Origin of the sequence: Hydrogenophaga sp. A37 (assembly GCF_002001205.1) — a bacterium.
In the GTDB taxonomy this organism is placed as follows: domain Bacteria; phylum Pseudomonadota; class Gammaproteobacteria; order Burkholderiales; family Burkholderiaceae_C; genus Hydrogenophaga.
This window is the reverse complement of sequence record NZ_MUNZ01000086.1, coordinates 54,941-72,101: the sequence shown is the minus strand read 5'-3', so window position 1 is coordinate 72,101 and position 17,161 is coordinate 54,941. Positions and strand designations below refer to the sequence as shown.

Sequence of the window (17,161 nt, the reverse complement as noted above, 5' to 3'; positions counted from 1 at the left end):
TCAGCTTTCGTCCTTTGACCGAGAGGCCACAGCCTTCGAGATGAGCGCATTCATGTCGGCGGCACGTTCGGTGGTGCGGTCGAACACGAAATGCAGCGTGGGCACCGTGTGGATGTGCAGGCGCTTGAACAAGCCCGTGCGCAGAAAACCAGCGGCCGCGTTGAGGCCCTGCTGGGTTTCGTCGGGGTCGCCGGTCAGTAGGCTGAAAAACACCTTGGCGTGCGCATAGTCGGGCGTGACCTCGACCGCATTGATCGTGATCATGCCCACGCGCGGGTCTTTCAACTCGCGCGCGATCAACTCCGCCAGATCGCGCTGGATCTGGTCGGCCACGCGGAAACCGCGGTTGGGGACGGAGGACGCTTTGCGGGCCATGGTTTACAGCGTGCGCGCCACTTCCTTGATCTCGAAGAACTCCAGCTGATCACCTTCTTTGATGTCGTTGTAGTTCTTGAGCTTGATACCGCACTCGAAGCCTTCCTTGACGTCGCGCACGTCGTCTTTCAGGCGTTTTAGCGTGTCGATCTCGCCGGTGTAGACCACGACGTTCTCGCGCAGCAGACGGAAGTGAGCGTTTCGGGTGACCATGCCCGAAGTGACCATACAACCGGCGATGGTGCCGATCTTGGTCGCCACGAACACCGTACGGATTTCGGCCGAACCGATGATCTCTTCGCGCTTTTCAGGTGCGAGCATGCCGGACATGGCCGCCTTCAACTCATCCACTGCGTCGTAGATGATGTTGTAGTAGCGCAGATCGACATCGTTGCCTTCGGCCAACTTGCGCGCGCCCACGTCGGCCCGCACATTGAAGCCGATGATGACCGCCTTGGAGGCGATGGCCAGGTTCACGTCGCTTTCGCTGACACCGCCGACGCCAGAGAACACCAGCTGCACCTTGACCTCGTCGGTCGAAAGCTTGAGCAGCGAGGCGCCCAACGCTTCCTGCGAGCCCTGCACGTCGGCCTTGACGATGATCGGCAAGACCTTGACTTCACCCGCAGAGATGTCGGTGAACATGTTCTCCAGTTTGGCGGCTTGTTGCTTGGCCAACTTGGTGTTGCGGAACTTGCCCGCACGGTAGGTGGCGATCTCGCGCGCACGGCGCTCGTCAATCATCACCATGAAGTCGTCGCCAGCCTGTGGCACTTCCGACAGGCCTTGAATTTCCACCGGGATCGAAGGTCCTGCCGACTTGATCGGCTTGCCGTTTTCGTCCAGCATGGCGCGCACGCGACCGGAGGTCTGGCCCACCAACACCACGTCACCGGTTTTCAGCGTACCACTCTGCACCAGCACCGTGGCCACGGAACCGCGCCCCTTGTCCAGGCGGGCTTCGATCACCAGGCCCTTCGCCATGGCGTCGACCGGCGCCTTGAGTTCCAGCACTTCGGCCTGCAGCAGCACCTGCTCCAGCAGGGCATCGACGCCCTCACCGGTCTTGGCGGAAACACCCACGAAAGGAACATCACCACCAAATTCTTCTGGCACCACTTCTTCGGCCACCAGCTCGGAGCGCACGCGCTCCAGGTTGATGCCGGGCTTGTCGATCTTGGTCAGCGCCACCACCATGGGCACGCCTGCCGCTTTCGCGTGCTTGATGGCTTCCTTGGTCTGGGGCATCACGCCGTCGTCGGCGGCGCACACCAGAATCACGATGTCGGTCGCCTGCGCGCCTCGGGCCCGCATGGCGGTGAACGCCTCGTGACCCGGGGTGTCGAGAAAGGACACCATGCCGCGCGGGGTTTCCACGTGATAAGCACCGATGTGCTGGGTGATGCCGCCGGCCTCGCCTGCAGCCACTTTGGCTCGGCGGATGTAGTCCAGCAGCGAGGTTTTGCCGTGGTCCACGTGACCCATGACGGTTACCACGGGTGCGCGCGGCAATGCTTCGGCCGTTTGCTGGGTGCCTTCTTCTTCAGTGAAAGCCTCCGGGTCGTCCAATGCAGCGATCACGGCCGTGTGGCCCAGTTCTTCCACCACGATCATGGCAGTGTCCTGGTCCAGCGGCTGGTTGATGGTGACCATCTGGCCCAGCTTCATCAACTGCTTGATGACCTCGGACGATTTCAGGCTCATCTTGTGCGCCAGCTCAGCCACCGTGATGGTCTCGGGCACGTGAACCTCAATGACCTTGTTTTCGGTCGGCGCCACAAAAGTGCTCGCCGAGTTGTCGCGGCTGTCACGGTCGTTGCGACGGCCACCGCTGCGGGGGCCCCCACGCCAGTTGGAACGGCCCGCGCTCGTGTCGCCACGGGTCTTGATTTCTTTCTTCTTGGCCGCGTCGTCCTTCCAGGTTGACGACAGGTTCTCGGATTTGACTTCCTTCTTGCCACCGGCACCCGCCGCCGCAGCGGTCGTGCCCGCCGGCTTCGCACCCGGCGTTCCGGCGGGTTTGTGCAACGTGCCTTTGATCGCCTTCGGATCTGGCACCGGCTCAGGCTTCTTGGCCACCATCGTCTTGGCGGGCGCCGCCATCATCGCGCGGATGTTGGCCGCTTCGGCTTCGGCTTTGCGGCGACGGTCGAGCAGGTCCTGAGCGCGCAGGTCATCTGCTTTTTTGACCTCGGCCTTTTTGTCCGCCAACACACGGGCAGCCGACTCGCGCTGCAGAGCGGCGCTGTGAGCTTCAGCCTGTTCGGCGATGCGTGCGACGGCAGAACCCGGTGCGTCCAGTGCCGGGGTGGCTGCGGCCGCTTCTTTTTGAGCGCGCGCGGCGGCTTCCACCGCTTCCGCGGCTTGACGAGCCTGCTCGGCCTGGCGCGCCTCTTCTGCCTCGCGTTCCTGACGCTTCTGGGCCAGCTCTTCTTCCTGGCGCCGCAACAATTCGGCTTGATGACGCGCTTCTTCCTCACGGCGGGCCAACTCGGCGGCGTCGATCAACGGCGCGGCCGGCTCAACGGGTTCGGCTGGTGCCTCGGGCGTAGCCACTTCGTCGTCTCGCTTGACGAAGGTGCGCTTTTTGCGAACCTCGACCTGGATCGTGCGGGCACGCCCGGTGGCATCGGCTTGCTTGATTTCAGTGGTGGATTTTTTCACCAACGTGATCTTCTTGCGCTCGCCACTGACCGTGCCGTGGCTGGCCTTGAGGTGGCCCAACAGCATCTGCTTGTCGGACTCGGTGACCCGATCGGTCCCCTCGGTTTTGGGCACCCCTGCGGCGGAGAGTTGCTCCAGCAGGGTATGGGTGGGCTTGTTCAGCTCGGCGGCCAATTCGGCGACGGTGGTACTGGTCATAGGTGTTTTTTCTCCGCTCGGGCCTGCGCGGTTCAGTTGGAAGCAGGCGTTTCCTCACCGGCGAACCAGTGAGCGCGGGCCAACATGATCAATGCCGTCGCCTCTTCAGGCGTCTGGCCAGTCATGTCGGTCAATTCGTCGGTGGCCAGATCGGCCAGCTCATCTCGGGTGTGCACACCGCCCTCTGCCAGCTTGGCGATCAGCTCCGGGGTCAGCCCTTCGAGGTCACGCAGATCCTGCGACACCCCTTCGACGCTTTCCTCTTGTGCAATTTCCATGGTCAACAGCGCATCTTTGGCTCGGGTGCGCAGTTCGTTGACCGTGTCCTCATCGAATGATTCGATTTCCAGCATCTCCTGCAGGGGCACGTAGGCCACTTCTTCGAGACTGGTGAAACCCTCTTCGATCAGGATATCGGCGATTTCCTGGTCCACGTCCAGCTTGGCCATGAACACCTTGCGGATGCCGTCGGCCTCTTCGGCCTGCTTCTGGGCCGACTCGTCGGCCGTCATGATGTTGATGCGCCAGCCGGTCAGCTCGGACGCCAGTCGCACGTTCTGACCACCGCGGCCGATGGCGATGGCGAGGTTTTCCTCGTCCACCACCACGTCCATGGCGTGGCGCTCTTCGTCCACCACGATGGAGACTACGTTGGCCGGGGCCAGCGCGCCAATCACGAACTGCGCCGGGTCTTCCGACCACAACACGATGTCCACGCGTTCGCCGGCGAGTTCGTTGGTCACGCCGTTGACCCGTGAACCGCGCACACCGACGCAGGTGCCGATGGGGTCGATGCGCTTGTCGTGCGACTGCACGGCGATCTTGGCGCGAGAGCCCGGGTCACGAGCACAGGTCTTGATCTCCAGCAGGCCTTGCTCGATTTCTGGCACTTCCTGACGGAAGAGTTCAATCATGAAAGCAGGCGAAGAACGCGACAGGATGATGGGTGCACCGCGCAGCGTCAGATCCACTTCCAGAATGATGGCGCGCACGCGATCACCGGTACGGAAGTTTTCCTTCGGGATCATTTCGCCGCGCTTGAGACGACCTTCCACCCGGCCGCTCTCGACGATCAGATCGCCCTTGTCCATGCGCTTGACGGTACCGACAAACACCTTGTCTCCGCGCGACATGAAGTCGTTGAGCAACATTTCACGCTCGGCATCGCGGATTTTTTGCAGGATGACCTGTTTGGCTGCCATGGCACCGATGCGGCCAATCGGCACGCTTTCCACCGGCTTCTCGATGAAATCGCCTTCTTCGATGTCGGCGATCTCGTCGCGGGCATCGGTGAGCAACTCTTCGGCGTCGGGGTTTTGCAGGCCCGCCTCATCGGGCACGACCAACCAGCGGCGGTAGGTCTCATAAGAACCGTTGTCCGGATCCATGGCAACACGAATGTCCACCTCTCCTTTGTAGAGTTTCTTGGTGGCCGAAGCCAGCGCCAATTCAACAGCGCTCAGCACAACATCGCGCTCGACGTTCTTCTCGCGTGAGATGGCATCGATCAGCATCAACATTTCGCGGTTCATATCACTCGCCACCTTTCCGAAGCTCTTTTTCAGAGTCACAAACATTTAACTGCCACAACAACACACACAGCACCAACATCACGCGGAATCAGGTCCGGCGTGTGCCGACTGGCGGCCCTTGAAATTCACAATCGGGGCCAGACGCGCCTGCTGGATATCGTCCAGCACAAACGCCAGGGCCTGCAGGGGCAACGGCATGCGCTTCTTGCTCACGCGCTGGCCAGGCTTAGGTTCTGGCGCATCGCTCCAGACCACCTGCCACATCACCCCATCGGCAGCACGCTCCAGCGTACCGCGAAACTTTTTTCGACTGGCCGACACCGTTGAATCGGTGACACCGATCGGCGCCTTCAGCGTCAAATCCACCACGCGGCCTTCAAAACGGATGAAGTCAACCTCATGACGCAGCGGTCGATCAATGCCAGGCGAGCCAACCTCCAGGCGCCTGTACTCAAGACCCTCCACCTCCAGCAGGTAGTGCAGCTGGCGAGTGATCTTCTCGCAATCCTCCACCGTCACAAATTGCTCAGGCGGCGTTGGATGACCGGGCTCGGGCGGCGACCATGGCAGATCGATCGTGACGCGCAACAAACCACCGGCGGAGCGCTCAAGGTCCACCAGGTCAAAACCCAGTCCTGTCACGGTTTGCGTTACGGTGTCTTGCCAAGCCATCTGTACGGTATCTGCCTTGTTGAAGGTCGGTGAATCGCCGACGCAACGCTAAAGCGTTCGACGAAGAATCAAAAGCGTTCGGCCAAAAAAAATGGGCCGGTAGTTACCCGCCCATTTGGTCGTGAAGCTCGCATTGTAACCCGTCTAGGGGCTCCTTTGCAAGATTGAGGCCAGGGATTCACACTGTTCAGATGCCCAGCACCCATTGAATGACACTTTTGGCCACAAACCCCAGCATGCCAAAGGACAAAACGAGAAAAAGAATGAAGGTGCCGAACTTGCCCGCCTTGGCCTCCAGCGCCAGGTTGAGCACGATGAACAACATGTAGAGAATGAAGGCACCGACACCGAAGGTGAGGCCGAATTGGGCGATCTGCCCTTCGGTCAGGCCAAAAATCGTATTTTCCATGACAGGGTGACCCGGCGGGCTCAGTGGGCCGACACCGGCACAGGGGAAGTTGGCGCAGTCAGATCGCGGTAGGCATGCCAGCTGGCGTGAGCGATCAGCGGGATGACCCCGATCAGCCCCAGCAAGCCGGTGATCATGCCCAAACCCACCAGCATCGCAATCAACACCGCCCACCACACCAGCGGCCCCGGGTGGTCGGCCACAGCTCGCCAGCTGGCGGACACGGCCATGCTCACCGGCACACCTTTGTCCACCAGCATCGGTATGGCGACCACGCTGGAAGCGAACACAGGCGCCGCCAGCAAGGCGCCCAGAACCAGCCAGGCCTCGAACAGGCCCACTTCCCGGGCCAACACCACATGACGCAGAAAGTCGGCGGGCTTGTGGATCGGGACCGGTGACCACAAGGTGATCAAACCGGCCGACGTGAGCACCCAGCCGGTGCCAGCCAACCCCAGCAACAGGCCGAAGCGCACCAGCCTGCCGTCAAACGAACGCCAAAGCGCCACCACGTCGCCCAGATCGGCGAGCCGGCCGGCGGCGCGTTCGCGGCTGATGTGGTACAGCCCTGTGGCCAGCACGGGCGCCACAATGAGAAAGCCAGAAAACGCACCCGCGAGCAGCCAGAACCGATCCCGGGCTACCCACAACAGAATCCAGCCGATGACCGCCAGGGCAAAGCCGTGGATCAGCCCGGGCAGCGGGTTGGCACGCAGGTCATCCCAGCCGAGTTCGATCCAGCGCGTCGGCGACATCATGTCCACGGGGATGGGTCGGGGCGCCACGGGAATGGGATTTGGGTTCATGGGGAAATCTGGGTTCGCGCGGTCGGGTCAGCGCGATCGATGCATTGAAGCAGGCTGTGTGGATCGTAGTTCAAGCTCAGGCAGCGGCTCTGACGAGCGCCTGTGTGTAGGCGTGCCGGGGATGGTTCAGTACCTGTTCAACGCTGCCGCACTCCAGCACTTTCCCGTCTTTGAGCACCAGCACCTCGTGGGCCATGGCGCGGATCACGGCCACATCATGGGTGATCAGCAGGTAGCTCAGCCCGCGCTCGCGTTGCAAGCGTTGCAGCAGCGCCAGCACCTGCTGCTGCACCGTGACATCAAGGGCGCTGGTCGGCTCGTCCAGCACCAACAAGGTCGGCTGAACGATCAAGGCGCGGGCGATCGCCAGCCGCTGGCGCTGCCCGCCGGAAAACTCGTGTGGATAGCGCTGCAGCCAGTCGCTCGCCTGCGTCGGGTCTTGCACCAGACCGACGTCGGCCAGCGCCGCCTGCACGCGCTCACGGCGCTGTGAAGCGCTCAACTCTGACGCGTGAACGGTCAGCCCCTCGCCCACGATTTGCTCCACCGTCAGTCGAGGCGACAGCGAGGAAAAAGGGTCCTGGAACACCACCTGCACGCGCTGGCGCAGGGCTCTTGTGTGCCCTGCAGCATGGGCCTCGGTCCAGCCGGAGCCGGCCACACTGAGGTGGCCTTCATGGGGCAGCAGGCCCAGCGCGGCCAGCGCGAGGGTCGATTTGCCCGAGCCCGATTCGCCCACCACACCCAGGGTGGTCCCAGGCGCGATGGCGAAGTCGGCACCCTCCAGTGCAACGAAGGCGCCTTGTCGGAACCAGCCCTTGATGCCTGGCAGCGGCACCGGGTAACTCACGCGCAAACCTTTCGCCTGCAACACCGGTGCAGCGGCGGAGACCACGGCCTCGACCACATCGCGCCGAGCTTCACTCGCCAGCAGGCGTTGCGTGTAGGCATGTTGCGGCGCTGCAGACACCTGCGACACCGCACCCTGCTCCACCAGATGGCCCTGCTCCATCACCGCCACACGGTCGGCGAAACGGCGCACCAGGTTCAGGTCGTGCGTGATGAGCAGCACGGCCATGCCGTGTTGCCGCTGCAAGTCGGACAACAGGTCCAGAATTTGCGCCCGAACCGTCACATCCAGCGCGGTGGTCGGCTCATCGGCCAGCAGCAGCTGGGGGGCACTGGCCAGCGCCATGGCGATCATCGCCCGCTGCCGTTGCCCGCCACTCAACTGGTGCGGGAAAGCGCCTGCCCGGCGCGCCGGCTCGGGGATGCCCGTCGAGGCCAGCAACTCCACCGTGGACGCCTTGGCCTGCGCTGCGGTGAGCCCCTTTTTGAGTTGCAGCACCTCGGCGATCTGCTCACCCACGCTGTAGAGCGGGTTGAGCGAGGTCATGGGTTCCTGGAAGATCACGGCCACTTGATCGCCCCGAACGGCCCGCAACTGGTGTTCGCTCAAGGTCAGCAGATCCCGACCGTTCAAGTTCGCCGAGCCCGAGATCTGCGCGCCGTGCATCAGCCGCAGCAAGGACAAGGCGGAGACGGTCTTTCCCGAGCCGGACTCGCCCACCAGGGCGAGCTTCTCACCCGCCGCCACCGAGAAGTCGATGCCGTGCACCACCTCCTGTCCGTTGAAGGACACGCGCAGGTTCTTGACCTCCAGCAAGGCGCTCATCGCTCGGCCTTTCTCGGGTCGAGCGCATCGCGCAAGGCGTCGCCCATGAAGGTGAGCAGCAACAGCGTGATCACGAGCACCGCGAAGGTGGAGAGCGAAATCCACCACGCGTCAATGTTGTTCTTGCCTTGGCTGAGCAGCTCCCCCAGCGACGGCGTACCGGGCGGCACGCCGAGACCCAGGAAGTCCAGCGAGGTCAGCGCCAGGATGGCCGCGCTCATGCGAAACGGCAAAAAGGTCACCACCGGTGTCAGGCTGTTGGGCAGCACATGGCGCCAGACGATCTGCAGGTTGGACAGCCCCATCGCCCGCGCGGCGCGCACATAGTCCAGCTGGCGGTTGCGCAGAAATTCGGCGCGCACGTAGTCCGACAGGCCCATCCAGCCAAACAGGCTGAGCAGCACCAGCAGCAGTCCGATGCTGGGCGACAGCACGGCCGCGAAGATGATGAGCAGGTACAGCTCCGGCATGGACGACCAGATCTCGATGAAACGCTGAAACACCAGATCGGTCCGCCCTCCCAGAAAACCCTGGATCGCGCCCGTGAGCACACCCAGCACCGTGCCAACGAATGTCAGCGCCAGCGCGAACAGCACGCTCACGCGAAAGCCGTAGATCAATTGCGCCAGCAAGTCGCGCCCCCGGTCGTCGGTGCCCATCCAGTTGTCCCGGGTGGGTGGGGACGGGTTGGGTTCTTTCGCGAAGTAGTTCAGGGTCTTCGGCCCGTACGGATTGGGCGCGTACACCGCCCAGTTGTCGCCCTTCGTGATCTGCTCTTGCACGAAGGGGTCGAGGTAGTCGGTGGTCGATTCGAAGTCACCGCCGAACGTGGTTTCGGGGTGGTCCCGCAACATCGGGAAGTAGGTCTTTCCCTCGTAGCGCACGATCAGCGGCTTGTCGTTCGACAGCAGCTCGGCGAACAGGCTGAGCACCACCAGCACGCAGAACGCCACCAGGCTCCAGTAGCCCAGGCGGTTGCGCTTGAAGCGTTGCCAGGCGCGGCGGGAAGGGGACATTGAGGCCATGGAGATCAATCGAACTTCACGCGGGGGTCGACCCACACGTAACAGAGGTCGGAAATCAGCTTGGTCACCAAACCGATCAGGGTGAACAGGAACAGCGTGCCCATCACCACCGGGTAATCACGCCGGATCACGCTCTCATAGCCCAGCAGACCCAGACCGTCGAGCGAGAACTGGGTTTCGATCAGCAATGCGCCGGTGAAAAAGGCGCCGATGAACGCTGCGGGGAAACCCGTCACGATCGGAATCAGCGCGTTGCGGAACACGTGTTTCCAGAGCACCTGCCGCTCAGACAGCCCCTTCGCGCGGGCCGTCATCACATACTGCTTGCGGATTTCTTCGAGGAAGGCGTTTTTGGTCAGCATCGCGGTCACGGCAAAACTGCCCAGCACCATGGCGGTCACCGGCAAGGTGATGTGCCAGAGGTAGTCGGCGATGCGAGCCCCCCAGCTCAGCTCGTCCCAGTTTGAGGACGTCAGGCCGCGCAGCGGGAACCACTGCAACTGACCACCAAATACCACCAGCAGCGCCACACCCAGTACAAAGCCGGGAATCGCATAGCCGATCAACACCAGCAGCGTCGTCACCAGATCGAACCTCGAACCCGCCCTCACCGCCTTGGCCACGCCCAGCGGGACCGCGACCAGGTAGCTGATGAAAAAGGTCCACAGACCCAGGCTGATCGAGACAGGGAGCTTTTCGATGATCAGCGTCGACACCGCCTTGTTCTGGAAAAAACTGGTGCCCAGGTCAAAGCGGGCGAACTGACCAAGCATCTGGCCAAAGCGCTCGTGCGCAGGCTTGTCGAAGCCGTACAAGGCCTTGATCTGCTCCAGCCGCTGGGGGTCCACTCCCTGTGCGCCCCGGTACACCGACCCACCCTCCGCGCTGGTGCCGCCCGCCGTGCGCGCCTCGGCGAGGTACTGCTCCACCGGACCGCCGGGCACGAACTGGATGACCACGAAGGTCAGCAGCAAAACCCCGAACAGCGTCGGGATCATGAGCAAGAGGCGTTTGAGAATGTAGACCCACATGATCATGGGGCTCCTGTCCGGGACCACCAGGTGTCGATGGCCCAGTCTTCACCTGCAGCGTACGGCGGCATTTTTTCGGGGCGCGACAAGCGCTTGGCGTTGTAGACCATGCGATGCGTGCTGGCCGACCATTGCGGCACCAGATAGTGACCATGCGTGATCACACGCTCCAGCGCTCGGCAGGCAGCCAGGAAGTCCGGCCGTGTCTCGGCATTCACCATGCGGGTGATCAAGGCGTCCACCGCCGGGCTGCGCACGCCGGCCATGTTGCCCGAGTCTTCGATGTTCGCCGCCTTGCTCCCGAACAGGTCGGCGTATTCCGGCCCCGGGTTGTGCGTGCCGCCGTAGGCGAGTGAGGTGATGTCGAAATTGAAGGTGCGCAGGCGTTCCTGGTAGAGCGCGAAGTCCACCGGGCGAAATTTCAATTCGATGCCCAGCTTCTCCAGGTTGCGCACCCACGGCGTGACGCCGCGTGCGCCGGTTTCAGCGCTGTCGAGGTATTCGATGCTCAAAGGAGCCCCTTGGGCATTGCGCAATGCGCCGTCCTTGACCACCCACCCCGCTTCGCGCAACAGCGCCTGCGCTTGTCGCAAGTTGGCTCGCAAAGAATGCTCGCCATCGGTGCGCGGCGAGCGGTAGGCCGGGCCAAACACGGTGGCCGGCAATTGGGCGCGCCAGGGTTGCAACAGGTTCAACTCCGCAGGGCCGGGTGTGCCCTCCGCCGCACAATCGGTGTTGCCGAACAGCCCCTGCACCCGCTGGTAGGCGCCGTAAAACATCTGCCGGTTCATCCACTCATAGTCGATGGCGAGACCCAGCGCTTGGCGCACGCGAATGTCGTCCAGCGGCGGGCGGCGGGTGTTGAGCACGTAGCTCTGAAAACCGGTGGGCAGGCGGTGCGTGAACTCGGCCTTGACCAGCTCGCCGCTGTCGAAGCGTTTGCCGTTCACCCGACGCGCCCAGTCGCCCGCCGAAAAGAACCGCATCAGGTCGAACTCGCCCGCTTTGAGCGCCTCCAGCCTGGCGGTGTTGTCTTTGTAGATCTTGACCGTGATGCGGTCGAAATTGGCCGTGCCGCGCCGCACCGGGAGATCGCGCGCCCAGTAACCCGGATCGCGCACATAGGTGATGTCCTTGCCGAAGCGCACCGGACCTATCCTGTAGGGACCGCTGCCGATGGGCACGTCCATCACCACCTGGTCAAACCCCTTTCGCTGACCCGTCTTGGGGTCTTTGTCGTCGCCCCAGGAGCGACTGAACACCGGCAGACCCCCCACCGTCAGCGGCAACTCGCGGTTCGCTTTTTTGAAGCGGTAGCGCACGGTACGCTCGTCGATGACGTCCAGCCCGGCCACATCGTCCAGGATGGTCTTGTACGCCGGTGAAGTGTGCGGCCCCATCAGGGTGTCGAAACTGTGTTTGACGTCGGCAGCCAGCACGGGCGCGCCGTTGTGAAACCGGGCTTCGCGCCGCAAACGGAACGTGACGGCCAGGCGGTCGGGTGCCAGTGTCACGTCTTCGGCCAGCAAGCCGTAGGCCGCGCCGGTTTCGTCGAGCGCGCTGGTCAGCAAGCTGTCGAACATCAATGCGGACAGGTACGCCGGGGCATTGCCACGCTGGGTGAAGGGGTTGTACTTGTCGAAGGTGGAGACCCGCAGGTTGCTGACCAGACGCAACTCGCCACCCTTGGGGGCAATCGGGTTGACGTAGGCAAAGTGGGTGAAGCCCGGCGGGTACTGGAGCTCGCCCCACAGGGCATAACCATGGGCAGCCCAGCTGGGCCCACCAGTCACCGCGAGCAGCAACATGGCGAGAGCGCGGCGGAATCGGGGGAGGCGGGCATGCATGCGACAATTCTGCTGGAATTTTCTTTGGAGTCAGAACAATGGGTTTTCTTGCCGGCAAGAAATTGCTGATCACGGGCGTACTGTCCAACCGGTCCATCGCCTATGGCATCGCCAAGGCCTGCCACGCGCAGGGCGCGGAGCTGGCCTTCAGCTACGTGGGCGAACGGTTCAAAGACCGCATCACCGAGTTCGCCGCCGATTTCAATTCGACGCTCATCTTCGACTGCGACGTGGGCGACGATGCGCAGATCGACAAGCTGTTTGCCGACCTGTCTCAGGTCTGGCCCCTGTTCGACGGTTTTGTGCACAGCATCGGCTTCGCTCCGCGCGAAGCCATCGCCGGTGATTTTCTCGACGGCCTGACGCGCGAAAACTTCCGTATCGCGCACGACATCAGCGCCTACAGCTTTCCCGCAATGGCCAAAGCCGCCCTGCCCTTCCTGGCGCCCAAAGCATCCTTGCTCACGCTGAGTTACCTCGGCTCGCTGCGCACGATCCCCAACTACAACACCATGGGTTTGGCCAAGGCCAGCCTGGAAGCCAGCGTGCGCTACCTGGCCGAATCGCTCGGCCCGCGCGGCATGCGCGTCAACGGCATCAGCGCCGGTCCGATCAAGACCCTGGCCGCCAGCGGCATCAAGGACTTCGGCAAGCTGCTGGGCATGGTGGCCGCAGCCTCGCCGCTGCGCCGCAACGTGACCATTGATGACGTCGGCAACGTCGCGGCCTTCCTGCTGTCGGACTTGGCCTCGGGTGTGACCTCCGAGATCACCTACGTGGACGGCGGCTTCAGCCAGACCGCCGGCATCAGCCGCGACAGCGAATCGGTGGCCTGACCTGCCCACGTGAACGGACCGTCGGCATGGTCGCTCTGCGCAGGCGTGGCTGGCTGATTGGTGTTGCCAGTCTGCTGCTCACGCCCGCGCTTCGAGCCGCCGGGCCAGCGCCCGCCCTCATGTTGGCGGAGAAGTACCACCCGGGCCTTGATCTCAGCGCCTACTGGGTCAGCGAAAAATACGACGGATTGCGGGGTTTCTGGGACGGCCAGCGCCTGGTGAGCCGGGGCGGAGAGGTGCTGAACCCGCCTGCCTGGTTCACCGAGGGCTGGCCCACCGTGCCCATGGACGGTGAACTCTGGGCCGGCCGCGGACGGTTCGAAGAAGCCACGTCCACCGTGCGCCAACAGGTGCCAAACGACGCCGCCTGGCGACGCATCCGGTTCATGGTGTTCGACCTGCCCGCCCATCCCGGGGTCTTCGACGAGCGCCTGACGGCGTATCAGGAAGCGGTAAGCCGTTTGAACCGACCTTGGGTCGTGCCAGTGCCTCAGGACAAGGTGGCCAGCCATGCCGAACTGGGTGCCAGGCTGCAGCAGATGGTGCGTGCCGGCGGCGAAGGATTGATGCTGCACCGGGGCGACTCACCGTACCGGGGCATTCGCAGCGACGACCTGATCAAACTCAAGACCCACGACGATGCGGAAGCGAAAGTGGTGGGGCACGTGCCTGGCAAAGGTCGCCACAGTGGTCGGCTGGGCGCGCTGCTGGTGGAAACGCCGCAGGGGCGCCGCTTCAGGCTCGGCACGGGTTTGACCGATGCCCAGCGCGAGCACCCTCCCGCTGAGGGTGTCTGGGTCACCTACCGCTACCGGGGTCTCAACGAAAGTGGCCTGCCGCGCTTCGCCACGTTTCTACGCGAGCGTCCAGGGTTCCTGCCACCGGCGCCCAACTCAGCGCAAAACCCCTGACCGCGGCCATTGGCCGCGCGTCTCAATCAGGCGGTGGCTTGGCGCAGCATGGCGTAGATCTGGTCCTTGAGCGCCAGCTTTTCCTTCTTGAGCTGCTCGATCTCGGTCACTGTCGCCGGCTGGATGTGCGACTCCATGTTCTTGATCGTCTGATCCAGCTCGTTGTGCTTGTCGAACAGCCGGGTGAAATGGTGATCGTGTCCTTTGAGCCGGGTGATCAGCTCGCGGTATTCGGGAAACATCGGCGCTCCTTGGATGTGGAGCACCAGCTTACGCCGCCTTCACGCAATCGGCAAAGTAGTGTTTCTTGCCATCTTCGTCCTGCTTCTCGACGAGGCCGTGGATGTCGGTCTCGAAGCCGGGGCACAACGCGTTGAATTCGCGCGCGAACTTGAGGTAGTCCACGATCTTTTTGTTGAACACCTCACCCGGAATCAACAACGGGATGCCAGGCGGGTAAGGCGTCACCAGGCTGGTGGTAATGCGTCCGATCAGGTCGTCGATCGGCACGCGCTCGGTGGTGCGCTGAGCGATGTGGGCAAAGGCGTCGCTCGGCTTCATGGCCGGCGTGAGGTCGCTCAGGTACATCTCGGTGGTCAGGCGTGCGATGTCGTAGCGAGCGTACAGCTGGTGCACGTGCTGACACAAGTCGCGCAGGCCCATCTGCTCGTAGCGCGGATGCTTCTGACAGAACTCGGGAAGGATGCGCCACATGGGCTGGTTCTTGGCGTAGTCGTCCTTGAACTGCTGTAGCGCCGTCAGCAAGGTGTTCCAGCGGCCCTTGGTGATGCCGATGGTGAACATGATGAAGAACGAATACAGGCCAGTTTTTTCCACCACCACGCCGTGCTCGGCCAAGAACTTGGTGACGATGGAAGCCGGTATGCCCGACGCTTCAAAGCGACCGTCCATGTTCAGACCCGGGGTCACGATGGTGGCTTTGATCGGGTCGAGCATGTTGAAGCCCGCTGCCATGTCACCAAAGCCGTGCCAGTCGCGTTGAGTCGGTCGTTCGCCCACACTGTCGGTCTGCTCGCGATTGAGCACCCAGTCGGTGGCTTCGCCCATGCCTTCTTCGGCCAGCTCATCGGGGCCCCACACCTGGAACCACCAGTCGTCGGCACCGAATTCGGCGTCCACCTTGCGCATGGCACGACGGAAATCAAGCGCTTCGGCGATGCTCTCTTCCACCAGCGCGGTGCCGCCAGGGGGCTCCATCATGGCGGCCGCCACGTCGCAACTGGCAATGATGCTGTACTGCGGGCTGGTACTCGTGTGCATGAGGTAGGCCTCATTGAACAAGTGGCGGTCCAGTTTGGTGTTCTGCGAATCCTGCACCAGCACATGGCTGGCTTGGCTGATGCCGGCCAGTAGCTTGTGGATCGATTGAGTCGCATAGACCACCGAGTGCTGCGGTCGCGCACGCTTCTTGCCCATCGCGTGGTAGGTACCGTAGAAGGGGTGAAACGCGGCGTGTGGCAACCAGGCCTCGTCGAAATGCAGGTTCTCCACGTAGCCGTCGAGCATCTGCTTGATGGTTTCGGTGTTGTAGAGCACGCCGTCGTAGGTGGACTGCGTCAGTGTCAGGACACGCGGCTTGACACGCTCGGCGTCGACGCCCTTGAGCAGCGGATTGGCGCGGATCTTGGCCTGGATGGCCTCGATCTCGAACTCGCTTTGCGGGATAGGGCCGATGATGCCGTAGTGGTTGCGCGTGGGCTTGAGGAAGACGGGGATGGCGCCCGTCATGATGATGCTGTGCAGGATGGACTTGTGGCAATTGCGGTCCACGACCACCACGTCGCCCGGCGCCACGGTGTGGTGCCACACCATTTTGTTGCTGGTGCTGGTGCCGTTGGTGACGAAGAAGCAATGATCGGCATTGAAGATGCGCGCCGCGTTGCGCTCGCTCGCGCCGATGGCGCCGTTGTGGTCCAGCAGCTGGCCCAACTCTTCGACCGCGTTGCACACGTCGGCACGCAGCATATTTTCACCATAGAACTGGTGGTACATCTGACCGACCGGGCTCTTGAGAAAAGCCACGCCACCCGAATGCCCGGGGCAATGCCAAGAGTACGAACCATCCTCGGCGTAGTCCAACAGCGCCTTGAAGAACGGCGGCTGAATGCCTTCGAGGTAGCTCTTGGCTTCGCGGATGATGTGGCGCGCCACGAACTCCGGCGTGTCCTCGAACATGTGAATGAAGCCATGCAGCTCGCGTAACACATCGTTGGGCAGGTGGCGGCTCGTCTTGGTTTCGCCGTGGATGTAGATCGGCACATCGGCATTCTTGCGACGCACCTCCTGGATGAATTTGCGCAGGTTGAGCACCACCGGGTCGAGATCGGGGCCGACACTGAACTCTTCGTCGTCGATCGAGAGAATGAAGGCGCTGGCACGCGACTGCTGCTGCGCGAACAAACTCAGGTCTCCATAGCTGGTCACGCCGACTACCTCAAACCCCTCTGTCTCGATGGCCTGCGCCAACGCACGGATACCCAGGCCGGACGAGTTGTCCGAGCGGAAGTCTTCATCAATGATGACGATGGGAAAGCGGAATTTCATTGGGCATCTCCAGCCAGGGGGAAGGTCCCGGCCGCATTGGTGGGTCAGGGAAGCGGGGAAGTGTACGGAAATCGCTGGGCACTGGATTTACAGGTCCGGCTTTTGTCGCAGAATGTGGCGCAACCCAGACACCCTCTGGGCAACAGTCAACTGAGGAGATCGAATGGCGGAATCCACACTGTGGTGGTTGCTCGGCGGCGCGCTGGTCGTGCTGGAGTTGTTCACCGGCAGCTTTTACCTGCTGATGCTGGCGCTGGGTGCGGCCGCAGGCGCCTTGGCCGCCCACCTGGGCTGGAGCCCCACGGGTCAGCTGGTGGCTGCGGCGCTGATCGGTTCGGCCGCCGTGGTCGGCCTCCATCTCAACAAGCGCCGGCATCCCGGTGACCCGTCGGTCCGTTCGCTGCGCAGCGTCAACCTCGATGTTGGTGAAACCATCCAGGTGGACGCGTGGCAGTCAGACGGTACCGCCAGCGTCAAATACCGCGGCGCACAATGGACCGTGATCCGCGCACCTGGCACACCGCCCGAGCCCGGCCTGTACAAGGTAAGCGAGCTGATCGGCAATCGCCTGATGGTCGCCAAAGCCTAAAGCCTCCCCCCGTTTTGATGTCAGGC

The 17,161-nt window shown here is 62.9% G+C and carries 15 protein-coding genes; 3 read left to right on the top strand and 12 right to left on the bottom strand.

Annotated elements, in window-relative coordinates; all coding sequences use genetic code 11:
- The 10 genes from rbfA to B0E41_RS08795 form a co-directional block, all read right to left on the bottom strand.
- Nucleotides 1-375, bottom strand: coding sequence for a 30S ribosome-binding factor RbfA (rbfA, locus tag B0E41_RS08840; protein ID WP_077330713.1), 375 nt, complete (start codon nt 373-375; stop codon nt 1-3).
- A gap of 3 nt (nt 376-378) precedes the next feature.
- Nucleotides 379-3,237: a translation initiation factor IF-2 gene (infB, locus tag B0E41_RS08835; RefSeq protein ID WP_077330712.1), complete on the bottom strand. Its 2,859-nt coding sequence runs from the start codon at nt 3,235-3,237 to the stop codon at nt 379-381.
- Nucleotides 3,238-3,269: 32 nt separating this feature from the next.
- On the bottom strand, nt 3,270-4,769 hold the full coding sequence (nusA, locus tag B0E41_RS08830; RefSeq protein WP_077330711.1) for a transcription termination factor NusA: 1,500 nt from the start codon (nt 4,767-4,769) through the stop codon (nt 3,270-3,272).
- A 78-nt stretch (nt 4,770-4,847) separates the two neighbouring features.
- Nucleotides 4,848-5,441, bottom strand: coding sequence for a ribosome maturation factor RimP (gene rimP, locus B0E41_RS08825; protein ID WP_077330710.1), 594 nt, complete (start codon nt 5,439-5,441; stop codon nt 4,848-4,850).
- Nucleotides 5,442-5,628: 187 nt separating this feature from the next.
- Complete coding sequence (locus B0E41_RS08820; RefSeq protein ID WP_077330709.1) at nt 5,629-5,850, bottom strand: DUF2788 domain-containing protein; 222 nt, start codon at nt 5,848-5,850, stop codon at nt 5,629-5,631.
- 20 nt (nt 5,851-5,870) lie between these two features.
- A complete protein-coding gene (locus B0E41_RS08815) occupies nt 5,871-6,656 on the bottom strand; it encodes a DUF2189 domain-containing protein (RefSeq protein WP_077330708.1) in 786 nt (261 codons plus the stop codon).
- 76 nt (nt 6,657-6,732) lie between these two features.
- Nucleotides 6,733-8,331 carry a dipeptide ABC transporter ATP-binding protein gene (locus B0E41_RS08810; RefSeq protein ID WP_077330707.1) on the bottom strand — a complete coding sequence of 533 codons (1,599 nt, stop codon included), beginning with the start codon at nt 8,329-8,331 and terminating at the stop codon, nt 6,733-6,735.
- On the bottom strand, nt 8,328-9,356 hold the full coding sequence (locus B0E41_RS08805; RefSeq protein ID WP_077330779.1) for an ABC transporter permease: 1,029 nt from the start codon (nt 9,354-9,356) through the stop codon (nt 8,328-8,330). The genes B0E41_RS08810 and B0E41_RS08805 overlap by 4 nt, the downstream gene beginning before the upstream one ends.
- A 5-nt stretch (nt 9,357-9,361) precedes the next feature.
- Nucleotides 9,362-10,387, bottom strand: a complete 1,026-nt coding sequence (locus B0E41_RS08800) for an ABC transporter permease subunit (RefSeq protein WP_077330778.1) — start codon at nt 10,385-10,387, stop codon at nt 9,362-9,364.
- Nucleotides 10,388-10,389: 2 nt separating this feature from the next.
- Nucleotides 10,390-12,195 carry an extracellular solute-binding protein gene (locus B0E41_RS08795; protein ID WP_253194725.1) on the bottom strand — a complete coding sequence of 602 codons (1,806 nt, stop codon included), beginning with the start codon at nt 12,193-12,195 and terminating at the stop codon, nt 10,390-10,392.
- A gap of 77 nt (nt 12,196-12,272) precedes the next feature.
- On the opposite strand from B0E41_RS08795, the gene fabI reads away from it, so the two are divergent.
- On the top strand, nt 12,273-13,070 hold the full coding sequence (gene fabI / locus B0E41_RS08790; RefSeq protein ID WP_077330705.1) for an enoyl-ACP reductase FabI: 798 nt from the start codon (nt 12,273-12,275) through the stop codon (nt 13,068-13,070).
- A 26-nt stretch (nt 13,071-13,096) separates the two neighbouring features.
- Nucleotides 13,097-13,981: a DNA ligase gene (locus B0E41_RS08785; protein ID WP_077330704.1), complete on the top strand. Its 885-nt coding sequence runs from the start codon at nt 13,097-13,099 to the stop codon at nt 13,979-13,981.
- Between the two features lie 26 nt (nt 13,982-14,007).
- On the opposite strand, the gene B0E41_RS08780 is transcribed toward B0E41_RS08785, so the two are convergent.
- Together B0E41_RS08780 and B0E41_RS08775 are read right to left on the bottom strand one after the other, a co-directional pair.
- Nucleotides 14,008-14,223, bottom strand: a complete 216-nt coding sequence (locus B0E41_RS08780) for a YdcH family protein (RefSeq protein WP_077330703.1) — start codon at nt 14,221-14,223, stop codon at nt 14,008-14,010.
- Nucleotides 14,224-14,251: 28 nt separating this feature from the next.
- Nucleotides 14,252-16,546 carry an arginine/lysine/ornithine decarboxylase gene (locus tag B0E41_RS08775; protein ID WP_077330702.1) on the bottom strand — a complete coding sequence of 765 codons (2,295 nt, stop codon included), beginning with the start codon at nt 16,544-16,546 and terminating at the stop codon, nt 14,252-14,254.
- A gap of 163 nt (nt 16,547-16,709) precedes the next feature.
- Between B0E41_RS08775 and B0E41_RS08770 the strand changes: the two genes are divergently transcribed.
- A complete protein-coding gene (locus B0E41_RS08770; RefSeq protein ID WP_077330701.1) occupies nt 16,710-17,135 on the top strand; it encodes an NfeD family protein in 426 nt (141 codons plus the stop codon).
- Nucleotides 17,136-17,161: the final 26 nt, after the last annotated feature.

Bases quoted from the DNA above. Each gene is read 5' to 3' on its own strand.
- rbfA (WP_077330713.1), bottom strand. From the start codon at position 375: ATGGCCCGCAAAGCGTCCTCCGTCCCCAACCGCGGTTTCCGCGTGGCC.
- infB (WP_077330712.1), bottom strand. From the start codon at position 3,237: ATGACCAGTACCACCGTCGCCGAATTGGCCGCCGAGCTGAACAAGCCC.
- nusA (WP_077330711.1), bottom strand. From the start codon at position 4,769: ATGAACCGCGAAATGTTGATGCTGATCGATGCCATCTCACGCGAGAAG.
- rimP (WP_077330710.1), bottom strand. From the start codon at position 5,441: ATGGCTTGGCAAGACACCGTAACGCAAACCGTGACAGGACTGGGTTTT.
- B0E41_RS08820 (WP_077330709.1), bottom strand. From the start codon at position 5,850: ATGGAAAATACGATTTTTGGCCTGACCGAAGGGCAGATCGCCCAATTC.
- B0E41_RS08815 (WP_077330708.1), bottom strand. From the start codon at position 6,656: ATGAACCCAAATCCCATTCCCGTGGCGCCCCGACCCATCCCCGTGGAC.
- B0E41_RS08810 (WP_077330707.1), bottom strand. From the start codon at position 8,331: ATGAGCGCCTTGCTGGAGGTCAAGAACCTGCGCGTGTCCTTCAACGGA.
- B0E41_RS08805 (WP_077330779.1), bottom strand. From the start codon at position 9,356: ATGGCCTCAATGTCCCCTTCCCGCCGCGCCTGGCAACGCTTCAAGCGC.
- B0E41_RS08800 (WP_077330778.1), bottom strand. From the start codon at position 10,387: ATGTGGGTCTACATTCTCAAACGCCTCTTGCTCATGATCCCGACGCTG.
- B0E41_RS08795 (WP_253194725.1), bottom strand. From the start codon at position 12,195: ATGTTGCTGCTCGCGGTGACTGGTGGGCCCAGCTGGGCTGCCCATGGT.
- fabI (WP_077330705.1), top strand. From the start codon at position 12,273: ATGGGTTTTCTTGCCGGCAAGAAATTGCTGATCACGGGCGTACTGTCC.
- B0E41_RS08785 (WP_077330704.1), top strand. From the start codon at position 13,097: ATGGTCGCTCTGCGCAGGCGTGGCTGGCTGATTGGTGTTGCCAGTCTG.
- B0E41_RS08780 (WP_077330703.1), bottom strand. From the start codon at position 14,223: ATGTTTCCCGAATACCGCGAGCTGATCACCCGGCTCAAAGGACACGAT.
- B0E41_RS08775 (WP_077330702.1), bottom strand. From the start codon at position 16,546: ATGAAATTCCGCTTTCCCATCGTCATCATTGATGAAGACTTCCGCTCG.
- B0E41_RS08770 (WP_077330701.1), top strand. From the start codon at position 16,710: ATGGCGGAATCCACACTGTGGTGGTTGCTCGGCGGCGCGCTGGTCGTG.